Source organism: Amycolatopsis sp. M39 (assembly GCF_001651785.1).
GTDB classification, from domain to species: Bacteria; Actinomycetota; Actinomycetes; order Mycobacteriales; family Pseudonocardiaceae; genus Amycolatopsis; species Amycolatopsis rubida.
Genome location: NZ_LWSF01000024.1, coordinates 1 through 17,377, shown reverse-complemented (window position 1 = coordinate 17,377; position 17,377 = coordinate 1). Strand labels below are relative to the sequence as shown.

Below are 17,377 nucleotides of genomic sequence, written 5' to 3'. Positions count from 1 at the left end.
GCGCATCGATTGTCCGTACTGTCCCGTTACTGCTGGAAAGGAGAGCGACGACACTCTTGCCCAAACCACCCCGGAGGCGGTAAAAGCAGCAGGTCACACCGCGAAACCCGCCGCCGGAAGCGGGCACGTCACCGGGTGGCCCCCAACTCGCCAGGAGAGGTCTTGACCGCGCTCGCTTCCCCCGCCGCCGTGCTGCCCGCCGCCCGAAGACCCCGCGCCGGAATCGCCGCGCTGACTGTCTTCGCCGCCGTCCCCGCCGCGCTGGCGCTGTGGACCGCCCTGCACGCCCCGCGCGCTCACGTCCTTCTCGACTACTGGCACGTCCTGGCGAAAATCACCGACGACCGCGGGCACCTCGTGCTGGACCAGGTGTTCACCTACCACCTCGACCAGCCCTTCGTCCTCCCCTCGCTGCTCTTCTACGCAGACGCCGCCTGGTTCGGCGGCGACAACCGCGTCCTCACCGTCCTCACCGTCGCCCTCGTCGCCGGGATCGGCGCGTGCCTGTACTCGATGCTGCCCGCATCCCTGTCCCCGCACCGGAAAGCAGCACTCGCCGCCGGGATGTCGTGGCTGCTGTTCACCTCGCACCTGGCCGAGATCTGGCTGCAAGGCACCAACGGCATCAGCTGGATCCCCGCGGTGTTCTTCACGGTCCTCGCCGCCTCCCAAGCCCACCGCGGCCGCGGCTGGACCGCCGCGACCGCCGCGCTTCTCGCCAGCCTCAGCTTCGGAGCCGGACTGCCCGCGTTCTTCGTCGTCGCCGCGATCTTCCTGCTCCGCCGCGAAAACCGAGCCGCAACCATCGCCATGGCCGCTGCCGGAGTTGTTGTCCTGACCGGGTGGCTGCTCACCAAACCCAACAGCGCCCAATCCCTTGCCACCACCGCGCTCGACCCCGACGGCCGCCTCTCCGCCGCCACCGCCGCGCTCGGCAGCCTCTGGTCCGGCGACCAAGCCGTCCTCGCCGTCCTCGCCGGAGCCCTCACCACAGCACTCCTCACCGCCTGCGCCATCGCCGCGAAACACGACCCGCGCGCCGCAGGATGGATCGGCATCGCCGGATACGCCGCCGCCCTCGCCGCACTCGTCGCCCTCGGCCGCACCAGCCCCCTCGCCCCCGGCGGAAACATCGGCCTGATCAGCCGCTACGCCATCACCAGCACCCTCGCGCTCATCGCCCTCCTCGTCCTCGCGACACTCGTCCGTCCGCGATGGCCGGTCACCGCGCTCGTCATCGGCATCTGCGCGATCTCCCTGACCACCCACGCCCTCGGCGGAACCAAAGCCGACCTCACCCGCCGCGGCTACGCCCCGCTCGCCCTCGCCCCCCTCGCCCTGCGCACCGAAGCCACCGACGTCCTCGACCAGCTCCACATCCAACGCGACGTCATCCCCGCCGCGAAAGCCCTCGCCGCCTACCCCTTCAACCCCAGCTTCACCCTCGGCTGCCACGGACCCGAACTCGGCACCGCCATCAACCCCAGCACCGCCACCGACCTCCCCGTCGCCCACGGAGCCGTCACCACCACACACCCCGCCGGCGGCGCCCTCATCACCGGCTGGACCGACCTGCACCCCGACTGCATCCTCGTCACCGACCCCACCGGCACCGTCACCGGCGGCGGAATCACCGGCCTGCCCTCCCCCGCCCCAGGCATCCCCGACGGCAACGCCTGGCAAGCCACCGCACGCCCCGGCACCGGACCGGTCGCCGTCTACGCGGCACAAGGCGGCCGCGTCTACCGGCTGCACGAATCCGCCGCCACGCCCGGCTGACCGCCGCGCCGGCCACCCGGCTCGGACACCCCGAGGCCGCCGATCGAATCAGCGGCTTCCGTCCGTCCACAATGGACATACCGACGAAGTCCTCAACGGACGGTCACCGGGTCACCACCGCCACCGCACTCCGTGAATCCCGGCCCCCTGCCCGGTCCGGATCACGTGCGCGGGCACGCCGGGCCGCACCCGGACCTCGGCGGTCTCCAGTTCCGGCCCGGTCGGCGAATCCTGCCGGTACGAAAGGCATTCCGCGGGCAATGCCGCCGGATCGAAATGCACTTCCAGCAGGTGTTCCGCGATCGGCAGCCGGAACCGCCGGTCGTAGCGCGCATCCGGTTCCTCGTCCCGGAACGCGAACCGGTACTCGACGATCCCCGTCTCGCCCGGGGCGAGCGGGTGGTCGAGGACCAGTTCCGTCACCGAGAACGCCTGCTCCGGCGTCGCCCGCACGCAGCCAGGGCGGCAGTACCGCGCCGACACCAGTTCCGGCGACTGGCCGGGCGTGAACCCCCGCAGCGCGACGATGCGCACGAACGCCGGTTCGTCCAGCGCCCGCAGCACTTCCCGCACGTGGAGGCTGCGCATCCGTCCGGCGGCGTCGACATGCAGTGTCTCGTGCACGCTGACCGATTCCGGCGAAGAGTCCTCGAACGAGTTCAGCACCATCGGAAGCAGGCTGCGGTTCTCCCACAACCGGTCCCACCGCGCCGCGCGCGGGGCCGGGCTGCCGGTGCGCGGCCGGTCCAGCAGCGCGCGCAGCGCCCCCGGCGGCACGTCCAGCACCGGCTCCAGCAAAGCCAGCGCCCGCAAGGATTCCGGCCGTTCCGGGCGGCTGCGGCCGGTACGCCACGAACTGAGCGTGGTCGTGCTGACCGGCACGCCGGACGCCGCGAGCCGTTCGCGCAGCCGCGCCAGGCCGAGACCGCNCTCGGCCAGTGCCTGGGCCAGCCGCTCCCCACCCGGAGCCGGGGCGAACAACCGCATTTCGCCTCTCCTGGAAAAAACGGACCGGTCGAACCGGATTCTCGGCATCCGTTCACCGGTTGGCAACCCGCCGAAAGTCGCGTAGCCGCCGCTTGCCCGCTACGGGCGGTTCGGCGGATTCCGCCGCGCGACCGCGCTGCTTACGTTCGAAAGCGTCCCCCATCGGAAACTGTCCCCAAGGAGCGACATGCGCGCACTCACCCGGGCCCTCGCCGTCCTGACCGGTTCCTGCGCGGTGCTCGGCGCGTTCGCCGTGACCCCCGCGTCCGCGAGCACCGCAACGCCCGATGCCCAGCCGTCGATCATCGGCGGAAGCACGGCGCAGAACCCCGGCTACATCACGCGGTTCAACGGCCACGCGAACGGCTACACCTTCTTCTGCACCAGCACGCTGATCGGAAGCCGCTGGGTCCTCACCGCGAAGCACTGCATGTACGACAACAACGGGCAGCGCCTCACCGACATCGACCTGTACATCGGTTCCAACAGCGCCAGCGGCGGAGTGCACGCCAAGGCCGCCTCCACCTACCTCTACTCCGGCGGCGACCTGGCATTGATCAAGCTGAACACCGACGGCGGCAGCACGTACGCCCGCCTTGCCAGCAGCTCCAGCGACGCCCAGGAAGGCGACAGCGCCACCGTGTACGGCTGGGGCGCGACGCAGAGCAGCGATGAGGGCAACCACCAGTCGAGCGTGCTGAAGAAGGCCGTGGTCACCGTCTCGGACACCCAGGACAGCGACAACGCCGGCGGACCCGCGATCACCGCGAGGACCCCGAACGGCGCGGTGGCCGGGGGCGACTCGGGCGGCCCGATGGTCGACGGCGGCGTCCAGGTCGGGGTGTGCTCGACGAGCGACCGCTCCAGCGTCACGACCTACGGCAGCGTGGCCGCGGGGCGTAACTGGATCCGGCAGACCTCCGGCGTCTGATCGTCGCCGTACCGCGCTGGAGGGATCGCGCGCGGTCCCTCCAGCGCGGCCGGCAGCCTCAGCCGAACTTCTCCCACGCCTTCTCCGCCGACCCGGCGTTCTTCTCCATCCCGCGCCACGGGTCGTCCTTCCGCGCCAGCCGCCGGCGCAGTTTGCCCGGGCCCCAGCCGTCCGGCTCGGCCTTGCCGAGTTCCGTCCAGTCCAGCGGGGTCGCCGAGGCCGCGCCGGGGCGGGCGCGCAGGGAATACGGGGCCACGAAGGTCTGGGCGTAGCCGTTGCGGTTCGCGTCGACAAAGATGCGGTCGCCGCGCTGGTCCTTGCGCTGGGCGGTGGTCAGGCGATCCGGGTCGGCAGCCGCGACCCGGTCCGCCAACGCTCGCGAGAGTTCCAGGACGACATCCGTGGCGGCCGTGGCATCGAGGGGCGCCGCCACGTGGAAGCCGCGGCCTCCCGTGGCCTGCACGTACGCGGCGAGGCCGACCTCGGCGTAGTGGTCGCGGATGCGGCGGGCCGCCGTGCGCAGGTCGGCGACGTCGGTGCCCTCCGGCGGGTCCAGGTCGAGCACCAGTAGGTCCGGCTTCTCCGGCGCGTCCACAGTGGACAGCCAGACGTGGAACTCCACCGTGGCCTGGCCTGCCAGGTACAGCAGGGAATNGCAGGGAATCCTCGTCGTCGCACACGACGTACTCGTCGGTGCCGCCGCCCCGGCGCGGCACGCGCACGGTGCGCAGCCACGACGGGAAGTACTCGCCCGGGTGCTTCTGGAACCACCCCTCAGCCTCGATTCCGTCCGGATACCGCCGCAGCGTGAGCGGCCGGCCGCGCAGATGCGGCAGCATCGCGGGCGCCACCGTGCGGTAGTGCTCGACGACATCGCCTTTGGTGAGCCCCTCACCGGGATAGAAAACCTTGTCGGGGCGGGAAATCTTCACGGACGCTCCCGGATCACGTCGGACGGCTTCTTGTCGTGGCGCAGGCCGGTGAACCTCGGGTGGCGCAACCGGCCGTCGCGGGTCCACTCGGAGAAGCCGATCTGGGCGACCAGCTCGGGCCGCACCCAGTGCGCACCCGGCTCGCGCACCCGATCGGCGAACGGCGAACTGCCGGTTTCGCGCCGGGCCAGCTCGGCGTGCAGCGAGGTCAAAAGCTGGTGGCCGAAGCCGGTGCCGACCTTGCCCGCGTACCGCAGCTGCCCCTTCTCGTGATAGCCCAGCAGCAGCGCGCCGAAGCCGACGCGGCTGCCCTGCGGGGCGGTGAACCCGCCGATCACCATCTCCTGGCCTTGCTGGCACTTGAATTTCAGCCAGTCCGGCGAACGGCCACCGTGGTACGGCGCGTCGGCGCGCTTCGCGATCACGCCCTCCCAGCCGCGCCGGCACGCGTCCTCGAAGTACTTCTCGCCTTCGGTGTTGCGGTGCGCGGACAGGCGGAGGGGATCGTCGAAAGCGAAAGCGTCGCGCAGGATCGACTTGCGCTGACGCAGTGGGAGCGGCGTGGTGTCCTGCTCGTCGTAGTACAGAAGATCGAACAGGTAGTAGTAGACGCGCACGCCGGTCGCTCGCGCGCGCTCCGGATCAGTCAGGTGGATGCGCGGCTGGAGTGCGGCGAAACTGGTCTGGCCGCCGTCGAACGCGACGATCTCCCCGTCCGCGACGAACCGCGGTCCGCCTTGCGCGGCAAGCGCTTCCACGATCTCCGGGTACGCGTTGTCCATCACTTTGCGATTGCGGGAGTACAGCGTGGGGGTGCCGCTGTCGCGCACGCAGATGGCGCGCACGCCGTCGAGCTTGCGCTCGTAGATCCAGCCTTCGTCGGAGAAGCGGCGGTCGGTGAGCGTGGCGAGGGCCGGCTCGCGCCAGCCAGGTCCGGTCATTCGAGGTCCCGGTTGGTACAGCCGGTAAGCTGGGTCTTCGCGAGTTTGCGACGGCAGTCGGCGCCCTCGTCGTCCTTTTTCCTCAGCCGCCACTGCTCCTGGCCGGACGAATCGCGGCGGAGCAAGGAGAAGGCACCTCGCAGCTTCTCGCCGTGCAGGCCGACCCCCTCTTCGAGGGCTAGTTCGAAGGTGCCGGTGTCCCGCCCGATCACAGTGCCGCCGCCGTACTCGCCGGCGGGGACGGAGCCCTCGAACCGGGCATAGTCGAGCGGGTGATCCCCGGCGCGGATGGCGAGCCGCCCGTCCGACGGGTTCAGCGACGGACACTTCGGCACCGGCCACGAGACGAGGACGCCGCCGATCTCCGGACGGAAGTCGAACGCGTCGCACCGCTGGACGAGGAACACCGGTTCGGCGTTCGCGCGGCCCCCGCCCGGCTCCAGTCTCCGCCGCAGGCCGCGTTTGGCGCGGTATTCGGCCAGCCGGCCCTTCGAGGACATCCCACCACCTCCGCTCGCCCGGGTGCCCGCGCGCCGGGAGCGCGAAACGCGGCTGGCCGCCTCAGGTGCGCGAAAAGCGCTCACCGGGGACCCAACCGGACCGGCCGTCCGGCAGCTTCCTGTTCCTCGGCCCCACCGGCGTCGGCAAGACCGAACTCGCGCAGGCGCTAGCCGGCGACCAGGACAGCATGGTGCGCATCGACCTGAGCGAGTACTCCGAGCGCCACGCCGTCAGCAGGCTGATCGGTTCGCTGCCCGGGTACGTCGGAGCCGACCGCCAGCTCACCGAGCCGGTGCGGCGCCGCCCGCACTCCGTGGTGCTGCTCGACGAGGTCGAGAAGGCGCATCCGGACCTGTTCACCGTGCTGCTGCAGGTCCTCGACGACGGCCGCGGCCGCACGTCCGGCTTCGCCAGCACCGTGCCCATCATGATCGGCAACCTCAGCTCGGACCTGGCCGGCAGCTCGACCCACGGCGCGTTCGGCTTCGTCCAGCCCGCCGACGAACTGCGCGAACGCCTGATGCGGCGGCTGCGCGCATCGTTCCGCCCGGAGTTGCTCAACCGGATCGACGAGATCGTCGTCTTCCGCCCGCTGGAGGCCGACCAGCTCGACTGGATCACGGGGCTGCTGCCTGTGCGCGCGAAACGGGGTTCCCACGCACAGGGCCGCACCGTCGAGTTCACGCCGGTGCGGATCAGCGAGCTGGGCTTCGGACCGCAGTTCGGCGCACGTCCCGCTGCGGCGGGCGATCCAGCGACTGGGCTTCGCCCTCGGCGACGGTCTGCTGCGCGGCCTCACTCCGCTCGAAGTCCTCTTCGCGGCCGTCGCGGTATTCGTCGTCCGGCCGCTCACCGGGATCGGTTCGCTCATCCGCTCCACAGCCCGCGGCCGCGCCGCGCTCGCGTTCTTCGACGTGCGCGGGATCGGCACTCTCGACTACCTCGCTCGCGAACTCCACCAAGCCGGCCTGTCCGGTGCCGGTGATGCGGCGGGTCGAGGAGAAAGGGGGCGCACGTGCCCCGGTGCCTGTGGGGCGGAACGGACAGCCGGCGGGCAAAAAGACCCGCGGCAACGCGCTCGCGGTGAAATCACTAATGGGGAATATTCCACCAACGGGCTTTTCCCGCGAATCATCACATCGGGCGGGAATGGCTGCGACGAGACCGGGAATCCGGTTCAGTGAAACCGGCCTCGGTTTCATCCGAGAAGTTCAGAAAGGAAGTCGACCATGAACAGGACTGTGCGCCGGACGCTCGTCGCCGGAGCTCTCGCCCTGCCGCTGACCTTGGGAGCCGCCGGAATCGCCTCAGCCGACACGTACACCGCGAGCACGGCGACGGCAGGCCCGGCCGGCGCCTCCCACAGCTCGATCTACAGCTCCACCGGCAGCAATCCGCACTACGCCGGCGGCTCCGCCACCTATTACCGGGAAAACGCCAGCGCGACCGAAGACGGCGCGAGCAGCGATTACACCTACGCCGCCGCGGACTCCCGCGGCGGCGTCCGCTATGCCCACGGCGAAAACACCGCCGGCCCGGAGGGAGCCACTTCCTCCCACGTCAGCGCGAGCGCCGGCGGCGGGCACCGGAACCATCACCACCATAGCCCGGGCCTGCGCGGAGGCCGGGAACGGTAACTTCCCGCTCCGTGCCGCATGAGGCTGGTCCAGCCAGCCGGAGCCGGCGGCGACCCACCCCGAAGGGCCGCCGCCGGCTCCTGTGCGCGCCGGAACCGAGGAAATGCGCGAGTCTTCTCAGCCCGCGGCATTTCCCTCCCGCTCGCCCGGCCCAAGACCAGCTCGTTTCGAATCCGCGCGCGACCCCCTGGAAAAACCCGGCGCCCTCTCCCCGAGGACGGCGCAGGGCTTTTCGCCGCGTGTTCTCTTTGCTGGCAAGAAAGCGGCGGACGGCTTCCCCCATTGGGTTACGGAAATCCCGGTCAGGGAATCGCGGCCCGACACGATGGTGGAACGAAGTGGAACCCGCTCGCCTTCCGCCAGTAGGTTTCTCGACGCACCCGGGCGGACGGAACGCCCCGTCCGCCCGACGCGATCCTCATTCCCCAAGGAGCACAACCCCATGCTGAAGAAAATCGGTTTCGCCACGGGCGCGGTCGCGGCCGGCATCCTGCTGTTCGGCGGAACCGCCTCGGCCGGAACCCCGGGCCCGCACCACGGCGCGGACGGCCAGGCCGGCCTGGCGAACCTCGACAACACCGACGTGCTGCACACCGTGAACGCCACCCTCGGGCTCTGCGGCAACGACGTGAACGTGCTCGGCGTCCAGGTTCCGGTCCGGCACTCGCTCGACGGCATCGGCGTGCCGGTCCTGTCCCCCGGAGCGAACAAGGCGGCGGGCCAGTCCCCGTACAACTGCGCCGCGGGTGCGGTGACCGACGGCGGCAGCGTCCAGCACCACTGAGCCTTCGCGCCCCGGCCCGCTCGCGGAAGACGGCCGGGGCGCGAAGTCCGGCGGTTCGCCGCCGCGTCGTGCGGGCCCGCCCGGGCCGGGAACGTGCCCGACATTCCCGGGCCTGGCCCAGGGGGCCGCGACGCGCGGCGACGCCGGCACGGCGGGGCCGGCGCGCACGTGCCCAGGGGCGCGCCGGCCTCGCCTGGAACGAGAACCGCCGCTTCCGCGATTCCCGGCCGCGGCGCGGAATTCGCCGCGGCCGTTTCCCTGTTCTTCCCGCCGAAGTGCGGCGGGTTGTTGTTGGCAAGGAGTTTCACCAGTGATCAAGCAGCTCGGTTTCGTCGCCACGGCTCTCGCCGCCGGGATGGCCGTCCTCGGCGGGTCGGCTTCCGCGGCCGGGGTCAGCGTGTCGGGCCCGCCGGCCGGCCCCGACGGCCAGGTCGGTCTCGGCAACGTGCAGAACCTGGACGCGGTGCACAACCTGAACCTCGTCGGCGGAGTGTGCGGCAACGACGTCAACGTGCTCGGCGTGCAGGTGCCGGTGCGCCACGTGGCCCAGGGCATCAACGTGCCGGTGCTCTCCCCCGGCGAGAACGAGGCCGCGGGCAAGGCGCCGTACAACTGCGCCTCCGGCACCGTCGTCGACGGCGGTTCGGCTCAGGGCCGCTGACCGCGGGCCGGCGGCCGCCGCGGGCCCCGCGCCCGCGGCGGCCGCTTCGCGGCATCCGGGCTCCGGCGCGCCGCGCCGGAGCCCTTCCGTTATGCGCACTGGAGGTTTCGGTGAAAGCGGTGCTGGGCCAGGCGCGCGGTCCCCTTTCCGTAGGGGTCGAACGCGGGCCGTCGGTCGTGACGGTGACCGCGGTCGGCGAAGTGGACCGGGACACGACGCCGCTGTGGCGGGAGGCGTGGAACGGGCTGTGGCGCGCCGGAGTGACCGCGCCGGTGGTGCTCGCGGACCTCACCCGCGTCACCTTTTTCGGTTCGAGCGGAAGCATTGTCCTGCGAGAAGTGCACGACGAGGCCCGGAAGGCCGGTTTGACGCTGGTGGTCGCGGCGTCCCGTCCGGTGCGGCGGTCGTCGCAGATCATCGGGATCGACGCGCGGATAGCACTGTGCACCACCCTGGACGAGGCACGCGCCCACGCGACCCGCGCCGAAAAGCGCATCGCCCACTGGGAGCCGATGCCGCCGCCGCGCGAGGGCGCGAGTCCGGCGGAACTCGTGCGGCACCTCCGCGCCGAGAACAAGCAGCTGCGCGAAGCCCTGGACAGTCGTGTCGTACTGGAACAGGCCAAAGGCATGCTGATGGCCCGGCACGAGATCACCCCCGACGAGGCGTTCGAGCTGCTGCGGCAGCTTTCCCAGCACACCAACGTCAAGCTCCGCGACCTCGCCGCGCAGGTGCTCGACACCGCGGTCCCCGCGGCCGGCCTCAGCCGAGCTGCGGGATGTCGCCGGGGAACCTGATCGGCAGCCGGTACAGGCCGCGCGCCTGCCGTCCGCCGTTGAGCCACCCGTGGAAATAGATGTTCCCGTCGACCACATCGGCACCGCCCGGTCCGTCGACGGCGCCGCCGAGCCGCTCGGTGGAGAGAAACGGGGCGTCTGCCTTCACGAACGGGCCCGCGAGCGTCGGCGCCGTGGCGTAACCGGTGTGGTAGCCGGAACTCTGGAACGTATCGGCGGAGTAGAACAGCAGGTACCGGGAAGACGTCTTCACCATCGCGGGCGCCTCGACCACGTTCTTCTCCGAGCTGAGATCGGCGCGCAGCAGTTCCGTGCGGGAGCCGGAAAGCGTCCGCCCGTCCGGGCTCAGCTTCTGCGACCAGATCGCCGCCGGCGGACCGGAGGCCGCCCCGTTCGCCTTGTACAGCAGGTGCCGGGAGCCGTCTGAGTCGAGGAAGGTCTGCGGATCGATGTCGCCGCCGTCCGCGGGCACGCAGACGAGCGGCTCGCCGCGATCCGGCTGGTACGGGCCCGCGGGTTGCGCGGAAGTCGCCGTGCCGACGCACATCGGCCCGTTCGGGAGGCGGGACGCGGCGAAGTACAGCACGAAGGTCCCGTCCGCCGCCTCGGAGACGTCCGGCGCCCAGAACCCGCCGTCCGGCTTCGCCCACTTCGGCACGGAGCCGAGCGCGTCGCCGACGATCCGCCACGGGCCTTCCGGCGCCGGCGCGCTCGCCACCGGGATTTTCCCGGCCCCGGCGGTCGTCGAGAACGCCAGGTATCCCGAGCCGGTCTTGACGACGTCGGGGTCCGGGAAATCCTGTCCCAGCAGGAGCTGCGGCGCACTGGCCGCGGACGCGGCCGGACAGTGGGCACAGCCGAGGAGAACGGCGACGAGCACGGCGCCGGCCCGGCGTAAGGAACACATGCCCTCGATTGTCTTCGCCCGCTGACGACATCGCCCGCTCGTCCCGGAGCTGCCACTGGGAAGGGTGTACGCCGCGCCTTCCGCTCCGGTGAACCGCGCGGGACAACCTGTCACCCTGGCGTGCAAGTCGGTTTACCTTGCCGGTAAAGGGGATTCCCAGGTGTACGCCGGTTTTTCGGTGCTGCCGGACGGAAGCGCCGGCACCCGGGCGGGCGGATCGCTTTCCTCGGGCGGCAATTCGCGCCAGGCTGGGGGTAACGTCAGTCCGGCCGGCAGGACGCCGGTCGTCCCAGCGCTCGTTCGCGGCACCAGTCTTTCACTTCGGGCGCTTTCCCCTTGGAAAGGAAACAAACTGCCATGTCGATGAAACGGACGTTGCTGTCCGGGTTGGTCCTCGCTCCGCTGTGCCTCGCGCTGCCCGGCACCGCGGCGGCCGCCGCCGGCCCGGCCGAGACGCTGCCGCTCACCACCGGCTGGTGGCCCAATCAGTCCAGCAGCGAGGAGGAGTCGGCCGTGTTCGCGGGCATCGGCGGCGCGGGCGTGCTGCACCACGAGTCCGGCGTCGACGAGTGGGGCAACCGGTGGAGCGAGCACGACGGCAGCCTCGCGGGCATCGGCGGCGCCGCCGTGCTGCACGGGTCGCGGGAAACGAGCGGGCACCCCGGCCGCCCGCTCTGGCCCGCGCAGGACACTGTGCGCACCCAGCGCTCGGTTCCTGTCGCGGCTTCGCCCGGCCACGCGGCCGCCCCGGCTTCCGCATCGACCGCCGAGCCGGCCAAAGCCGTTGTCCCGGCGAAGGCAGCCCCCTCTTCCCCGACCAAGAAAGCGGCCGCGCGGACAGCTGGCACTGCCCCGGTGCGCACGATCCGCGAGGCGGCCCCGGCCGTGGCTGACCGCGATGCCGCGGCGGGCTCTCCGGCCCGTCACCACCGGGAAGGCCGGGGCTCGTCGTATCACGAAGAAGCCACTTCAGCCGGTCCGGAAGGGGCGACTTCGGCGCAGGTGAGCAGCCACGCGGGACGCGACCACGCCTGGTACAGCGCTTCGGAACTCGCTGCGGGCCCGGCCGGAGCCACCTCGGCCGGGGTCGCCGCGCTCGCGGTGCCCGGAGCGGCCGGGTACCGGACGTGGGACGTCGGGGCAGGCCCGACCGGCGCCTACAGCCATTCGACCGGGGCCGCGGCGGATGTCCGCGAGCCTGACCTCGACTGATCCGGCGAGCACGACCGGACATCACCGCAAAGGGCTGGTGCGCTCGCACCGGCCCTTTGCCGTGTCCGGTGTTTCGCGGAGTTCGGGGCGGCTTCGCCCGCTGCCGCCAGACGGGCGAAGCCGCGGTCGATCCATCGCGGGAGTTCTCACGCACGGTAATTATTCACCGGCCCCAGCAGGACGCCGGGACCCTTCGATCGTGAGGTTTCACGCCGGGAGAGCCGGGTAACCAGAACAATTTCCTGGCGCGAGAAAAGACACTCTTCGGAATGCTCTTCCGGAAACAAGCGCTTTCCGCGGGATCGATCCGATATTGTCGTGCTCGCCGGGAGCGAACCGACCCCGAACCGCTTCGCTCCCGGCACTGGTGACGCGACGCCGGCCGCACCAGAGACGCAGAGGAGATCGTGGTTCAGATTGCGGCGAGTCGCCAGATTATTTCGCCGGATCCAGTAGCCACGGCAGCCCTTCTCGGCGTTTTTCGCAGCCGGCGAGCCCAGTGCGGGGCGGAGCGACCCCGCTCCGCCCTGTCGGCGTTTTCCCTTGCGACGGGCCGGATTCGGCTCCTTCCGGCGCACCCGTACTATCGTCACCGGTTCAGCCAGGAGCCGCGGAAGGACGCACCCGTGAGGTGTGCTCGCCCCCGGCCGTCCTTCCCTGCTCATGCCCAGCTTTTTTCGCGCGGTCGGACGGATCCCGCCCGCGGACTCGGGGGAGGAATGGACAGTCACCTGATGATCGGCGCCCCGGGCGCCACGTACACCCCGCGCCTGGTGGCCATCGCCGGCGACCGGCTCATCCACCCGGCCGATCCGCGCAACGACCTCGCGCGGATCGTGCTGCGCTGGGAACGGGCGTGGGTCCCGGAAACCTGGGCCGCGCGCCAATACTTCGCGGCCCTCGGCATCGGCGACGACGAAGCGCCGCGCTACACCGACCAGGACGTCACCGGCTGGCTGCTGCTCCAGCCGCGGCCCGGGGACACTCGCCTTAAGGCGGTACCCCGGGTGCTCTCTCACCAGCCGGCCCGTCACTGCCGCGTCAGTCCTGGTTCGCTGCCACGTAGCGGCGCTGTTTTCTTCCGCATTCTGCCGAAAGTTCACGCAGCCGCAATCCCCTTCGGAACAAGGTTTGCCTGGGGCCTCGCCGCGCTCAGGGCGTCGAGGCGACCCATTCGTGCGGCCGGCAGATTTTGCCGTCCGGCCGGACCGGCGAGGCACCGCCGGGGTCGGATCGGTTGAGCTGCGCGAGATAAGCGTTCGACAGCCCGAAGGTCTGCTGCATCATCACCGGAGCCGGAGCACCGGCGGCGGGACAGCCGACGTGGCCGTGGCCTAGAGCGTGCCCGACCTCGTGGTTGACCGCGTAGCGCCGGTAGCCCGGCAAGTCGCTGTCGTAGGAGTGCGCGCCGCGGATCCAGCGCGCCAGATTGATGACCACGCGCTTGCGCTTCGGGAGGTTGCAGGACGTGTCGTACGGGATCGCGAAGCCGCACAGGTCCGGCCGACGGCTGGTGCCCGGACTGGTCAAGCTGACCCGGAAGTCCGGCTCCTCGCTGGGATCGTCGAGCCGGCGCAGCGACACGTCTCCCAGCCCGGTCCAGCTGCGCGGGTCCGCGAGAATCGTGTCGACGGCGGCGGCGAACGACGCGTCGCCGGCGGTCGGCCGGATGCCGTCCTCGACCTCGACGGTGTAAGTCAGCAGCCGGCGCCCGGTGCCCGCCGTCGTACCGCTCGCGCCGGGGACGACGTGCCAGGTTCCCGCGCCGGACGCGGCGAACGACGCGCCGCCGGGAAGCGCCGCCGAGTCGACGGGACGGGAGGCGGTGGCCGGGGACGGCCGGTACACCGGTCTGGCTTTGCCCGTCGCTCGCGGCGGCGGCACTGCGGCCGGGATCAGCATCGCCGCACAGGACAGGACCAAGGCGGACGCGACCGCGCACAGCGGCCGCCACGTCGCGCCCCGCCCTCCGCTCGGCACCAAGGGCGCGGGAGGCACCGCCGGCGGGCGCTGTCGTGTCCGGGCCGGCGGCTCCGGGGAGCGCGGCCGGCTCGCGGAACGGCGCGGCCCGGGTTCAGTAGGCAAGGCAGGTCTTCGGGCAAGAGGAGGCGAAGACCGCTTCCGAGCGCGGGTAGGAGACCACCGCCGGATCGCCGTCGGAGGTGTAGCGGCGCCCGGACGGCGAAGCCAGTTCGTCCAGCCAGTGCGCGGAACCGTAGCCGGCGTCCCGGCCGGTCGATTGCGAGCGGATCCGCGGGATCGAGCCGGGGTCGAACCGGCGGGAGTACGGCGACGGCGCGGGACCGGCTCCGACGAGCAGCACGCCGGTGTAGGAGTAGCCGTCACCGTGTTGCGCGAGGCCGGCCTGAAGCGGTCGGCTGCCGTACGGCAAGGCGAGAGTGGACGGGACGTATCCCGGGACTGCCTTCTGGATCAAAGCGGCCTCGGCGCGGATCGCGTCCTGCGCGGCCTCGGCGGAGACGGTGCGGAGATTGGCGTGCGCGAGCGTGTGGTTGCCGATTTCGAAGCCGTGCTGGTTCAGCCAGCTCAGCGTGTGCGCGCCGTCGGGATCGCCGAAGGGACGCTGGTTGACGTACAAGCTCGCCACCGGGGTGAAACCGGGGTGCCTGGCCGCGACGTCGAACAGGATCCCGATCGCGGAGCCAGGTGCCGGATGGCCTTGCGGCGTCAACGTGAACACACTGGGGTCGCCGTCGTCGAAGGTGAGCACGACGGGGTGGGTGCCGGCGGGCAGGTCGAGCCTGCGGGCGGTCAGGGCCGCCGTGGTGACGGGGACGTAGCGTTCGCGGGCCAGCCGCTCCAGTTCCGCCGTGAAGTCGGCCGGGGTGCGCTCGTACACCGACTTCGGGTTCGCGGTCAGCCGGTGGTACATCAGCACCGGGATCCGGCCGAGTTCGTCGGCTCCGGTCTTTCGCGCTTCGTCGGCGGTCAGGCGATGGTGCGCCGCTGCCGGTTTCAGTGCCGGCGACGGAGGCGGAGCGGGGTCGGCCGCCGGGGCCCCGCAGGCGGCGAGACCGCCGAGGACGGTGAGCGCGGCCCCGAGCCGCGGAAGTGCGCGCATCGCCCGATTCTGCTGTCGGAACGTGGCCGTCGCGAGCAGATTGCGCCGGTCGGGTGAACGCGATTTCCTTGGCTCAACGGGGAAAACCCCAGTTTCCACAGGTAGCGGACGCGTGCCCGCGGACCCCCCGGGCACGATGTGATGATCGACGGGAATCGCGTTTGTCCCGGAGCCTCCGGGGAAACTCCCCGGAGTGCGCCCGAATCCGAGTGCGCACCGCCGAATCGCCCCGAAGGAGCCTGGATGCCCGACGCCGGGATGCCCCGCCGAGCTTTGCTCGCCCTCGCGGTCGCCGGTCTCGGCGCGAGCGCCTGCGGCGGGCCGTCCGCGGCGAAGACGGTCGCGCCGCCCGCCGCCTCGGGGACCGCGAGCACCCCGCCGCCCCGGCCGCCGAACGCGCTGGCCACGAGCAGGCTGATCGGTTTCTGCGGGGCGCCCGGCAGTCGCGCCCTCGGGGAAATGACCGGAGATCTCGCGGCCGCGGGCCGGAAACTCGCCCAGCAGATCCAGTCCTTCCCGCGCGAGAGCCCGGTGACTCCGGTGGCGGAGCTCGTCGCTACCACCGCGCACCCGGTCCCCGGCGCCGACGGAATGTACCGCAGCCGTTGCGCGGACTCGGCCGTGCGGGAATATCTCGACGAGACGCGTGCGCTGAAAGGCTTGCTGCTGCTGAACATCCAGCCCGGCCGAGCCGATTTCCTTCCCGAAGTGCGGGCCTACGAGCACTGGCTGACCGAGCCGGACGTCGGCGTCGCGCTGGACCCAGAATGGGCGGTCGAGCCCGGCGCCGTGCCCGGCCGCGAATTCGGCCGGACCACCGGGACGGAACTGGACGGCGTCGCCGCGTACCTCGGCGATCTCGCCCGGCGCGCGCACATTCCGGACAAAGTCATGGTCTACCATCAGGTCGCCGCCTCGGTCGTGCGCGACGAGGCGAGCCTCCGCCCGCACCCCGGCGTGTCGGTCGTGAAGGTCGTCGACGGGATCGGCGGCGCCGCGGCGAAAACGGCGACCTGGAAAACGCTGATGAAAACCAAACCGGGCCACGTGCTGCCCGGGTTCAAACTGTTCTTCCACGAGGACACCCGCCGCGGCAACGCCCTGATGACTCCGGCCGAGGTCCTCGCGCTGACCCCTCAGCCGGCTTACGTCGTCTACGAGTGAGCACGCGGGTCCGCCGGCAATTTCCTGGTGCGGCGCTGAACCGCGTCGGATTTCACTGCCGCGCCGCGAGATTCCGGCGAGCGGGACGACACCGGAAGCGGCGGCGTCCGGGGGCGAACCGGTCGCCGGTGTCGGCGAGCAAGCGGAGGTGCGCGGCCCGCCGGACCGTGCACCGCGCCCGGCCGAGCAACCGCCGGGAGGAGCAGATGCGGCAGAAGCCGCGTTCGTCGGGTTCGTGCGCGGCAAGCAGGTCCCGCCACGCGCCGGTCAACTGGGGAATCACGGTGTCGGCCAGGGTGGTTTTCGACGGGTCGTCCGCCTGCTCCACGAGAAGGTCCAAGTAGTCGAGACGCTCCCGCACCGCCGCACGCAGTGCCGAATCCGGAACTTCGTCCACGATCGTCCTTCTCGCCAGGGGAGCCCGTTTCCTCGCCTCGGCCGCGTCGGCACCCCTGGTGGTGCCGACGGAGACCGGGCAGCTCCGACGCGACCGTGCCGCACGGGAGCTGCCGATCGCTTTTCCTTGCGGCACTCCGTGGTCGGCCGACGCGGGCTTACGCACCTGGCGGATTGCGCCGCGGTCCGGCGGGCGGATACGTGTTCGCGGGCGGAGCCTGCCGGTCCGGAGCGGCCGGGTATCCCGCCATCGCGCCCGGCTTGGGGCCGCGGCGCGCGAGGCCCGCCAGACCGATCAGGCCCACCAGCCCAAGCAGGCCCCACAACCCGTTGTTGCCATTGTCGTGGTCGTAGTTGGTATTTCCGTTGTCGTCGGTGTTCTGCGTTTGCGCCGGGTGCGCGGACCCGGGTGCCGCGCCGGCGGCGTCAGCGGATCCGGCAGCGACCAGCGGGATCACCACCGCGGCGAACAGAGCGCAAACCTGGCGGCGGACTTGGGCGGTCATCGGGAATTCCCCTTTCGGAGGATGCGGGTGAGCTGGCCTCGGCGGCGCTGGACAGTCCGCGCGGCCGAGGCGGCCAGGTGCCGAGCCGTCTCGCTCAGCCGCCGGCCCGAACTCCTAATCGGTAGTAGGGGTGTTTCTTCCGGCTCGTGACGCGGGTCGG

17 protein-coding genes and 2 pseudogenes are annotated in these 17,377 nt (G+C 71.4%); 9 read left to right on the top strand and 10 right to left on the bottom strand.

Annotated elements, in window-relative coordinates; genetic code table 11:
• Window positions 1–162 precede the first annotated feature (162 nt).
• On the top strand, window positions 163–1,779 hold the full coding sequence (locus A4R44_RS34915) for a DUF2079 domain-containing protein (protein WP_095213810.1): 1,617 nt from the start codon (window positions 163–165) through the stop codon (window positions 1,777–1,779).
• 111 nt (window positions 1,780–1,890) lie between these two features.
• Here A4R44_RS34915 and A4R44_RS47530 read toward each other — a convergent pair whose 3' ends face one another.
• Window positions 1,891–2,766, bottom strand: a complete 876-nt coding sequence (locus tag A4R44_RS47530) for a hypothetical protein (protein WP_107648928.1) — start codon at window positions 2,764–2,766, stop codon at window positions 1,891–1,893.
• A 187-nt stretch (window positions 2,767–2,953) separates the two neighbouring features.
• Between A4R44_RS47530 and A4R44_RS34905 the strand changes: the two genes are divergently transcribed.
• Window positions 2,954–3,697: a trypsin-like serine protease gene (locus A4R44_RS34905; RefSeq protein ID WP_067590389.1), complete on the top strand. Its 744-nt coding sequence runs from the start codon at window positions 2,954–2,956 to the stop codon at window positions 3,695–3,697.
• A 58-nt stretch (window positions 3,698–3,755) separates the two neighbouring features.
• Here the strand turns inward: A4R44_RS34905 and A4R44_RS51095 are convergent, their stop codons facing one another.
• The 4 genes and pseudogenes from A4R44_RS51095 to A4R44_RS34890 all read right to left on the bottom strand — a co-directional run bounded on the left by A4R44_RS51095 (window position 3,756) and on the right by A4R44_RS34890 (window position 6,070).
• Complete coding sequence (locus tag A4R44_RS51095) at window positions 3,756–4,319, bottom strand: hypothetical protein (RefSeq protein ID WP_232791907.1); 564 nt, start codon at window positions 4,317–4,319, stop codon at window positions 3,756–3,758.
• A 103-nt stretch (window positions 4,320–4,422) separates the two neighbouring features.
• Window positions 4,423–4,536, bottom strand: a pseudogene (locus A4R44_RS52735) (ATP-dependent DNA ligase); the annotation flags it as partial.
• An 89-nt stretch (window positions 4,537–4,625) separates the two neighbouring features.
• The gene (gene ligD / locus A4R44_RS34895; protein ID WP_067590386.1) at window positions 4,626–5,570 is read right to left on the bottom strand and encodes a non-homologous end-joining DNA ligase; all 945 of its coding nucleotides are present in this window, start codon (window positions 5,568–5,570) and stop codon (window positions 4,626–4,628) included.
• Window positions 5,567–6,070 (bottom strand): DNA polymerase ligase N-terminal domain-containing protein, encoded by a 504-nt coding sequence (locus A4R44_RS34890; RefSeq protein ID WP_067590383.1) that lies wholly within the window; start codon window positions 6,068–6,070, stop codon window positions 5,567–5,569. The genes ligD and A4R44_RS34890 overlap by 4 nt, the downstream gene beginning before the upstream one ends.
• Window positions 6,071–6,135: 65 nt before the next feature.
• Here A4R44_RS34890 and A4R44_RS34885 point away from each other — a divergent pair.
• The 5 genes and pseudogenes from A4R44_RS34885 to A4R44_RS51090 form a co-directional block, all read left to right on the top strand.
• Window positions 6,136–6,829, top strand: a pseudogene (locus A4R44_RS34885) (AAA family ATPase); the annotation flags it as partial.
• Window positions 6,830–7,300: 471 nt separating this feature from the next.
• On the top strand, window positions 7,301–7,708 hold the full coding sequence (locus A4R44_RS34880) for a hypothetical protein (RefSeq protein WP_067590378.1): 408 nt from the start codon (window positions 7,301–7,303) through the stop codon (window positions 7,706–7,708).
• Window positions 7,709–8,150: 442 nt separating this feature from the next.
• Window positions 8,151–8,492 (top strand): hypothetical protein, encoded by a 342-nt coding sequence (locus A4R44_RS34875; RefSeq protein WP_067590375.1) that lies wholly within the window; start codon window positions 8,151–8,153, stop codon window positions 8,490–8,492.
• Between the two features lie 310 nt (window positions 8,493–8,802).
• Entirely contained in the window at window positions 8,803–9,153 is a 351-nt protein-coding gene (locus A4R44_RS34870; protein ID WP_067590372.1) for a hypothetical protein, read from the top strand.
• A 110-nt stretch (window positions 9,154–9,263) separates the two neighbouring features.
• Window positions 9,264–9,950 carry an ANTAR domain-containing protein gene (locus A4R44_RS51090; RefSeq protein WP_067590369.1) on the top strand — a complete coding sequence of 229 codons (687 nt, stop codon included), beginning with the start codon at window positions 9,264–9,266 and terminating at the stop codon, window positions 9,948–9,950.
• Here the strand turns inward: A4R44_RS51090 and A4R44_RS34860 are convergent.
• Window positions 9,916–10,857, bottom strand: coding sequence for a glycoside hydrolase family 43 protein (locus tag A4R44_RS34860; RefSeq protein ID WP_067590366.1), 942 nt, complete (start codon window positions 10,855–10,857; stop codon window positions 9,916–9,918). The genes A4R44_RS51090 and A4R44_RS34860 overlap by 35 nt on opposite strands.
• Window positions 10,858–11,214: 357 nt before the next feature.
• Between A4R44_RS34860 and A4R44_RS34855 the strand changes: the two genes are divergently transcribed.
• Entirely contained in the window at window positions 11,215–12,069 is an 855-nt protein-coding gene (locus A4R44_RS34855) for a hypothetical protein (protein ID WP_067590363.1), read from the top strand.
• 1,152 nt (window positions 12,070–13,221) lie between these two features.
• On the opposite strand, the gene A4R44_RS34845 is transcribed toward A4R44_RS34855, so the two are convergent.
• Complete coding sequence (locus A4R44_RS34845; RefSeq protein WP_232791906.1) at window positions 13,222–14,049, bottom strand: DUF3152 domain-containing protein; 828 nt, start codon at window positions 14,047–14,049, stop codon at window positions 13,222–13,224.
• A gap of 94 nt (window positions 14,050–14,143) precedes the next feature.
• The gene (locus A4R44_RS34840) at window positions 14,144–15,151 is read right to left on the bottom strand and encodes a polysaccharide deacetylase family protein (RefSeq protein ID WP_067590357.1); all 1,008 of its coding nucleotides are present in this window, start codon (window positions 15,149–15,151) and stop codon (window positions 14,144–14,146) included.
• Window positions 15,152–15,394: 243 nt separating this feature from the next.
• On the opposite strand from A4R44_RS34840, the gene A4R44_RS34835 reads away from it, so the two are divergent.
• Window positions 15,395–16,315: a hypothetical protein gene (locus A4R44_RS34835; protein WP_067590354.1), complete on the top strand. Its 921-nt coding sequence runs from the start codon at window positions 15,395–15,397 to the stop codon at window positions 16,313–16,315.
• A gap of 52 nt (window positions 16,316–16,367) precedes the next feature.
• Here the strand turns inward: A4R44_RS34835 and A4R44_RS34830 are convergent, their stop codons facing one another.
• Together A4R44_RS34830 and A4R44_RS34825 are read right to left on the bottom strand one after the other, a co-directional pair.
• Complete coding sequence (locus A4R44_RS34830) at window positions 16,368–16,712, bottom strand: hypothetical protein (RefSeq protein ID WP_067590351.1); 345 nt, start codon at window positions 16,710–16,712, stop codon at window positions 16,368–16,370.
• 157 nt (window positions 16,713–16,869) lie between these two features.
• Window positions 16,870–17,217, bottom strand: a complete 348-nt coding sequence (locus A4R44_RS34825; protein ID WP_067590347.1) for a WGxxGxxG family protein — start codon at window positions 17,215–17,217, stop codon at window positions 16,870–16,872.
• Between the last annotated feature and the right edge of the window lie 160 nt (window positions 17,218–17,377).

Bases quoted from the DNA above. Each gene is read 5' to 3' on its own strand.
- A4R44_RS34905 (WP_067590389.1), top strand. From the start codon at position 2,954: ATGCGCGCACTCACCCGGGCCCTCGCCGTCCTGACCGGTTCCTGCGCG.
- ligD (WP_067590386.1), bottom strand. From the start codon at position 5,570: ATGACCGGACCTGGCTGGCGCGAGCCGGCCCTCGCCACGCTCACCGAC.
- A4R44_RS34890 (WP_067590383.1), bottom strand. From the start codon at position 6,070: ATGTCCTCGAAGGGCCGGCTGGCCGAATACCGCGCCAAACGCGGCCTG.
- A4R44_RS34880 (WP_067590378.1), top strand. From the start codon at position 7,301: ATGAACAGGACTGTGCGCCGGACGCTCGTCGCCGGAGCTCTCGCCCTG.
- A4R44_RS34875 (WP_067590375.1), top strand. From the start codon at position 8,151: ATGCTGAAGAAAATCGGTTTCGCCACGGGCGCGGTCGCGGCCGGCATC.
- A4R44_RS34860 (WP_067590366.1), bottom strand. From the start codon at position 10,857: ATGTGTTCCTTACGCCGGGCCGGCGCCGTGCTCGTCGCCGTTCTCCTC.
- A4R44_RS34855 (WP_067590363.1), top strand. From the start codon at position 11,215: ATGTCGATGAAACGGACGTTGCTGTCCGGGTTGGTCCTCGCTCCGCTG.
- A4R44_RS34840 (WP_067590357.1), bottom strand. From the start codon at position 15,151: ATGCGCGCACTTCCGCGGCTCGGGGCCGCGCTCACCGTCCTCGGCGGT.
- A4R44_RS34835 (WP_067590354.1), top strand. From the start codon at position 15,395: ATGCCCGACGCCGGGATGCCCCGCCGAGCTTTGCTCGCCCTCGCGGTC.
- A4R44_RS34825 (WP_067590347.1), bottom strand. From the start codon at position 17,217: ATGACCGCCCAAGTCCGCCGCCAGGTTTGCGCTCTGTTCGCCGCGGTG.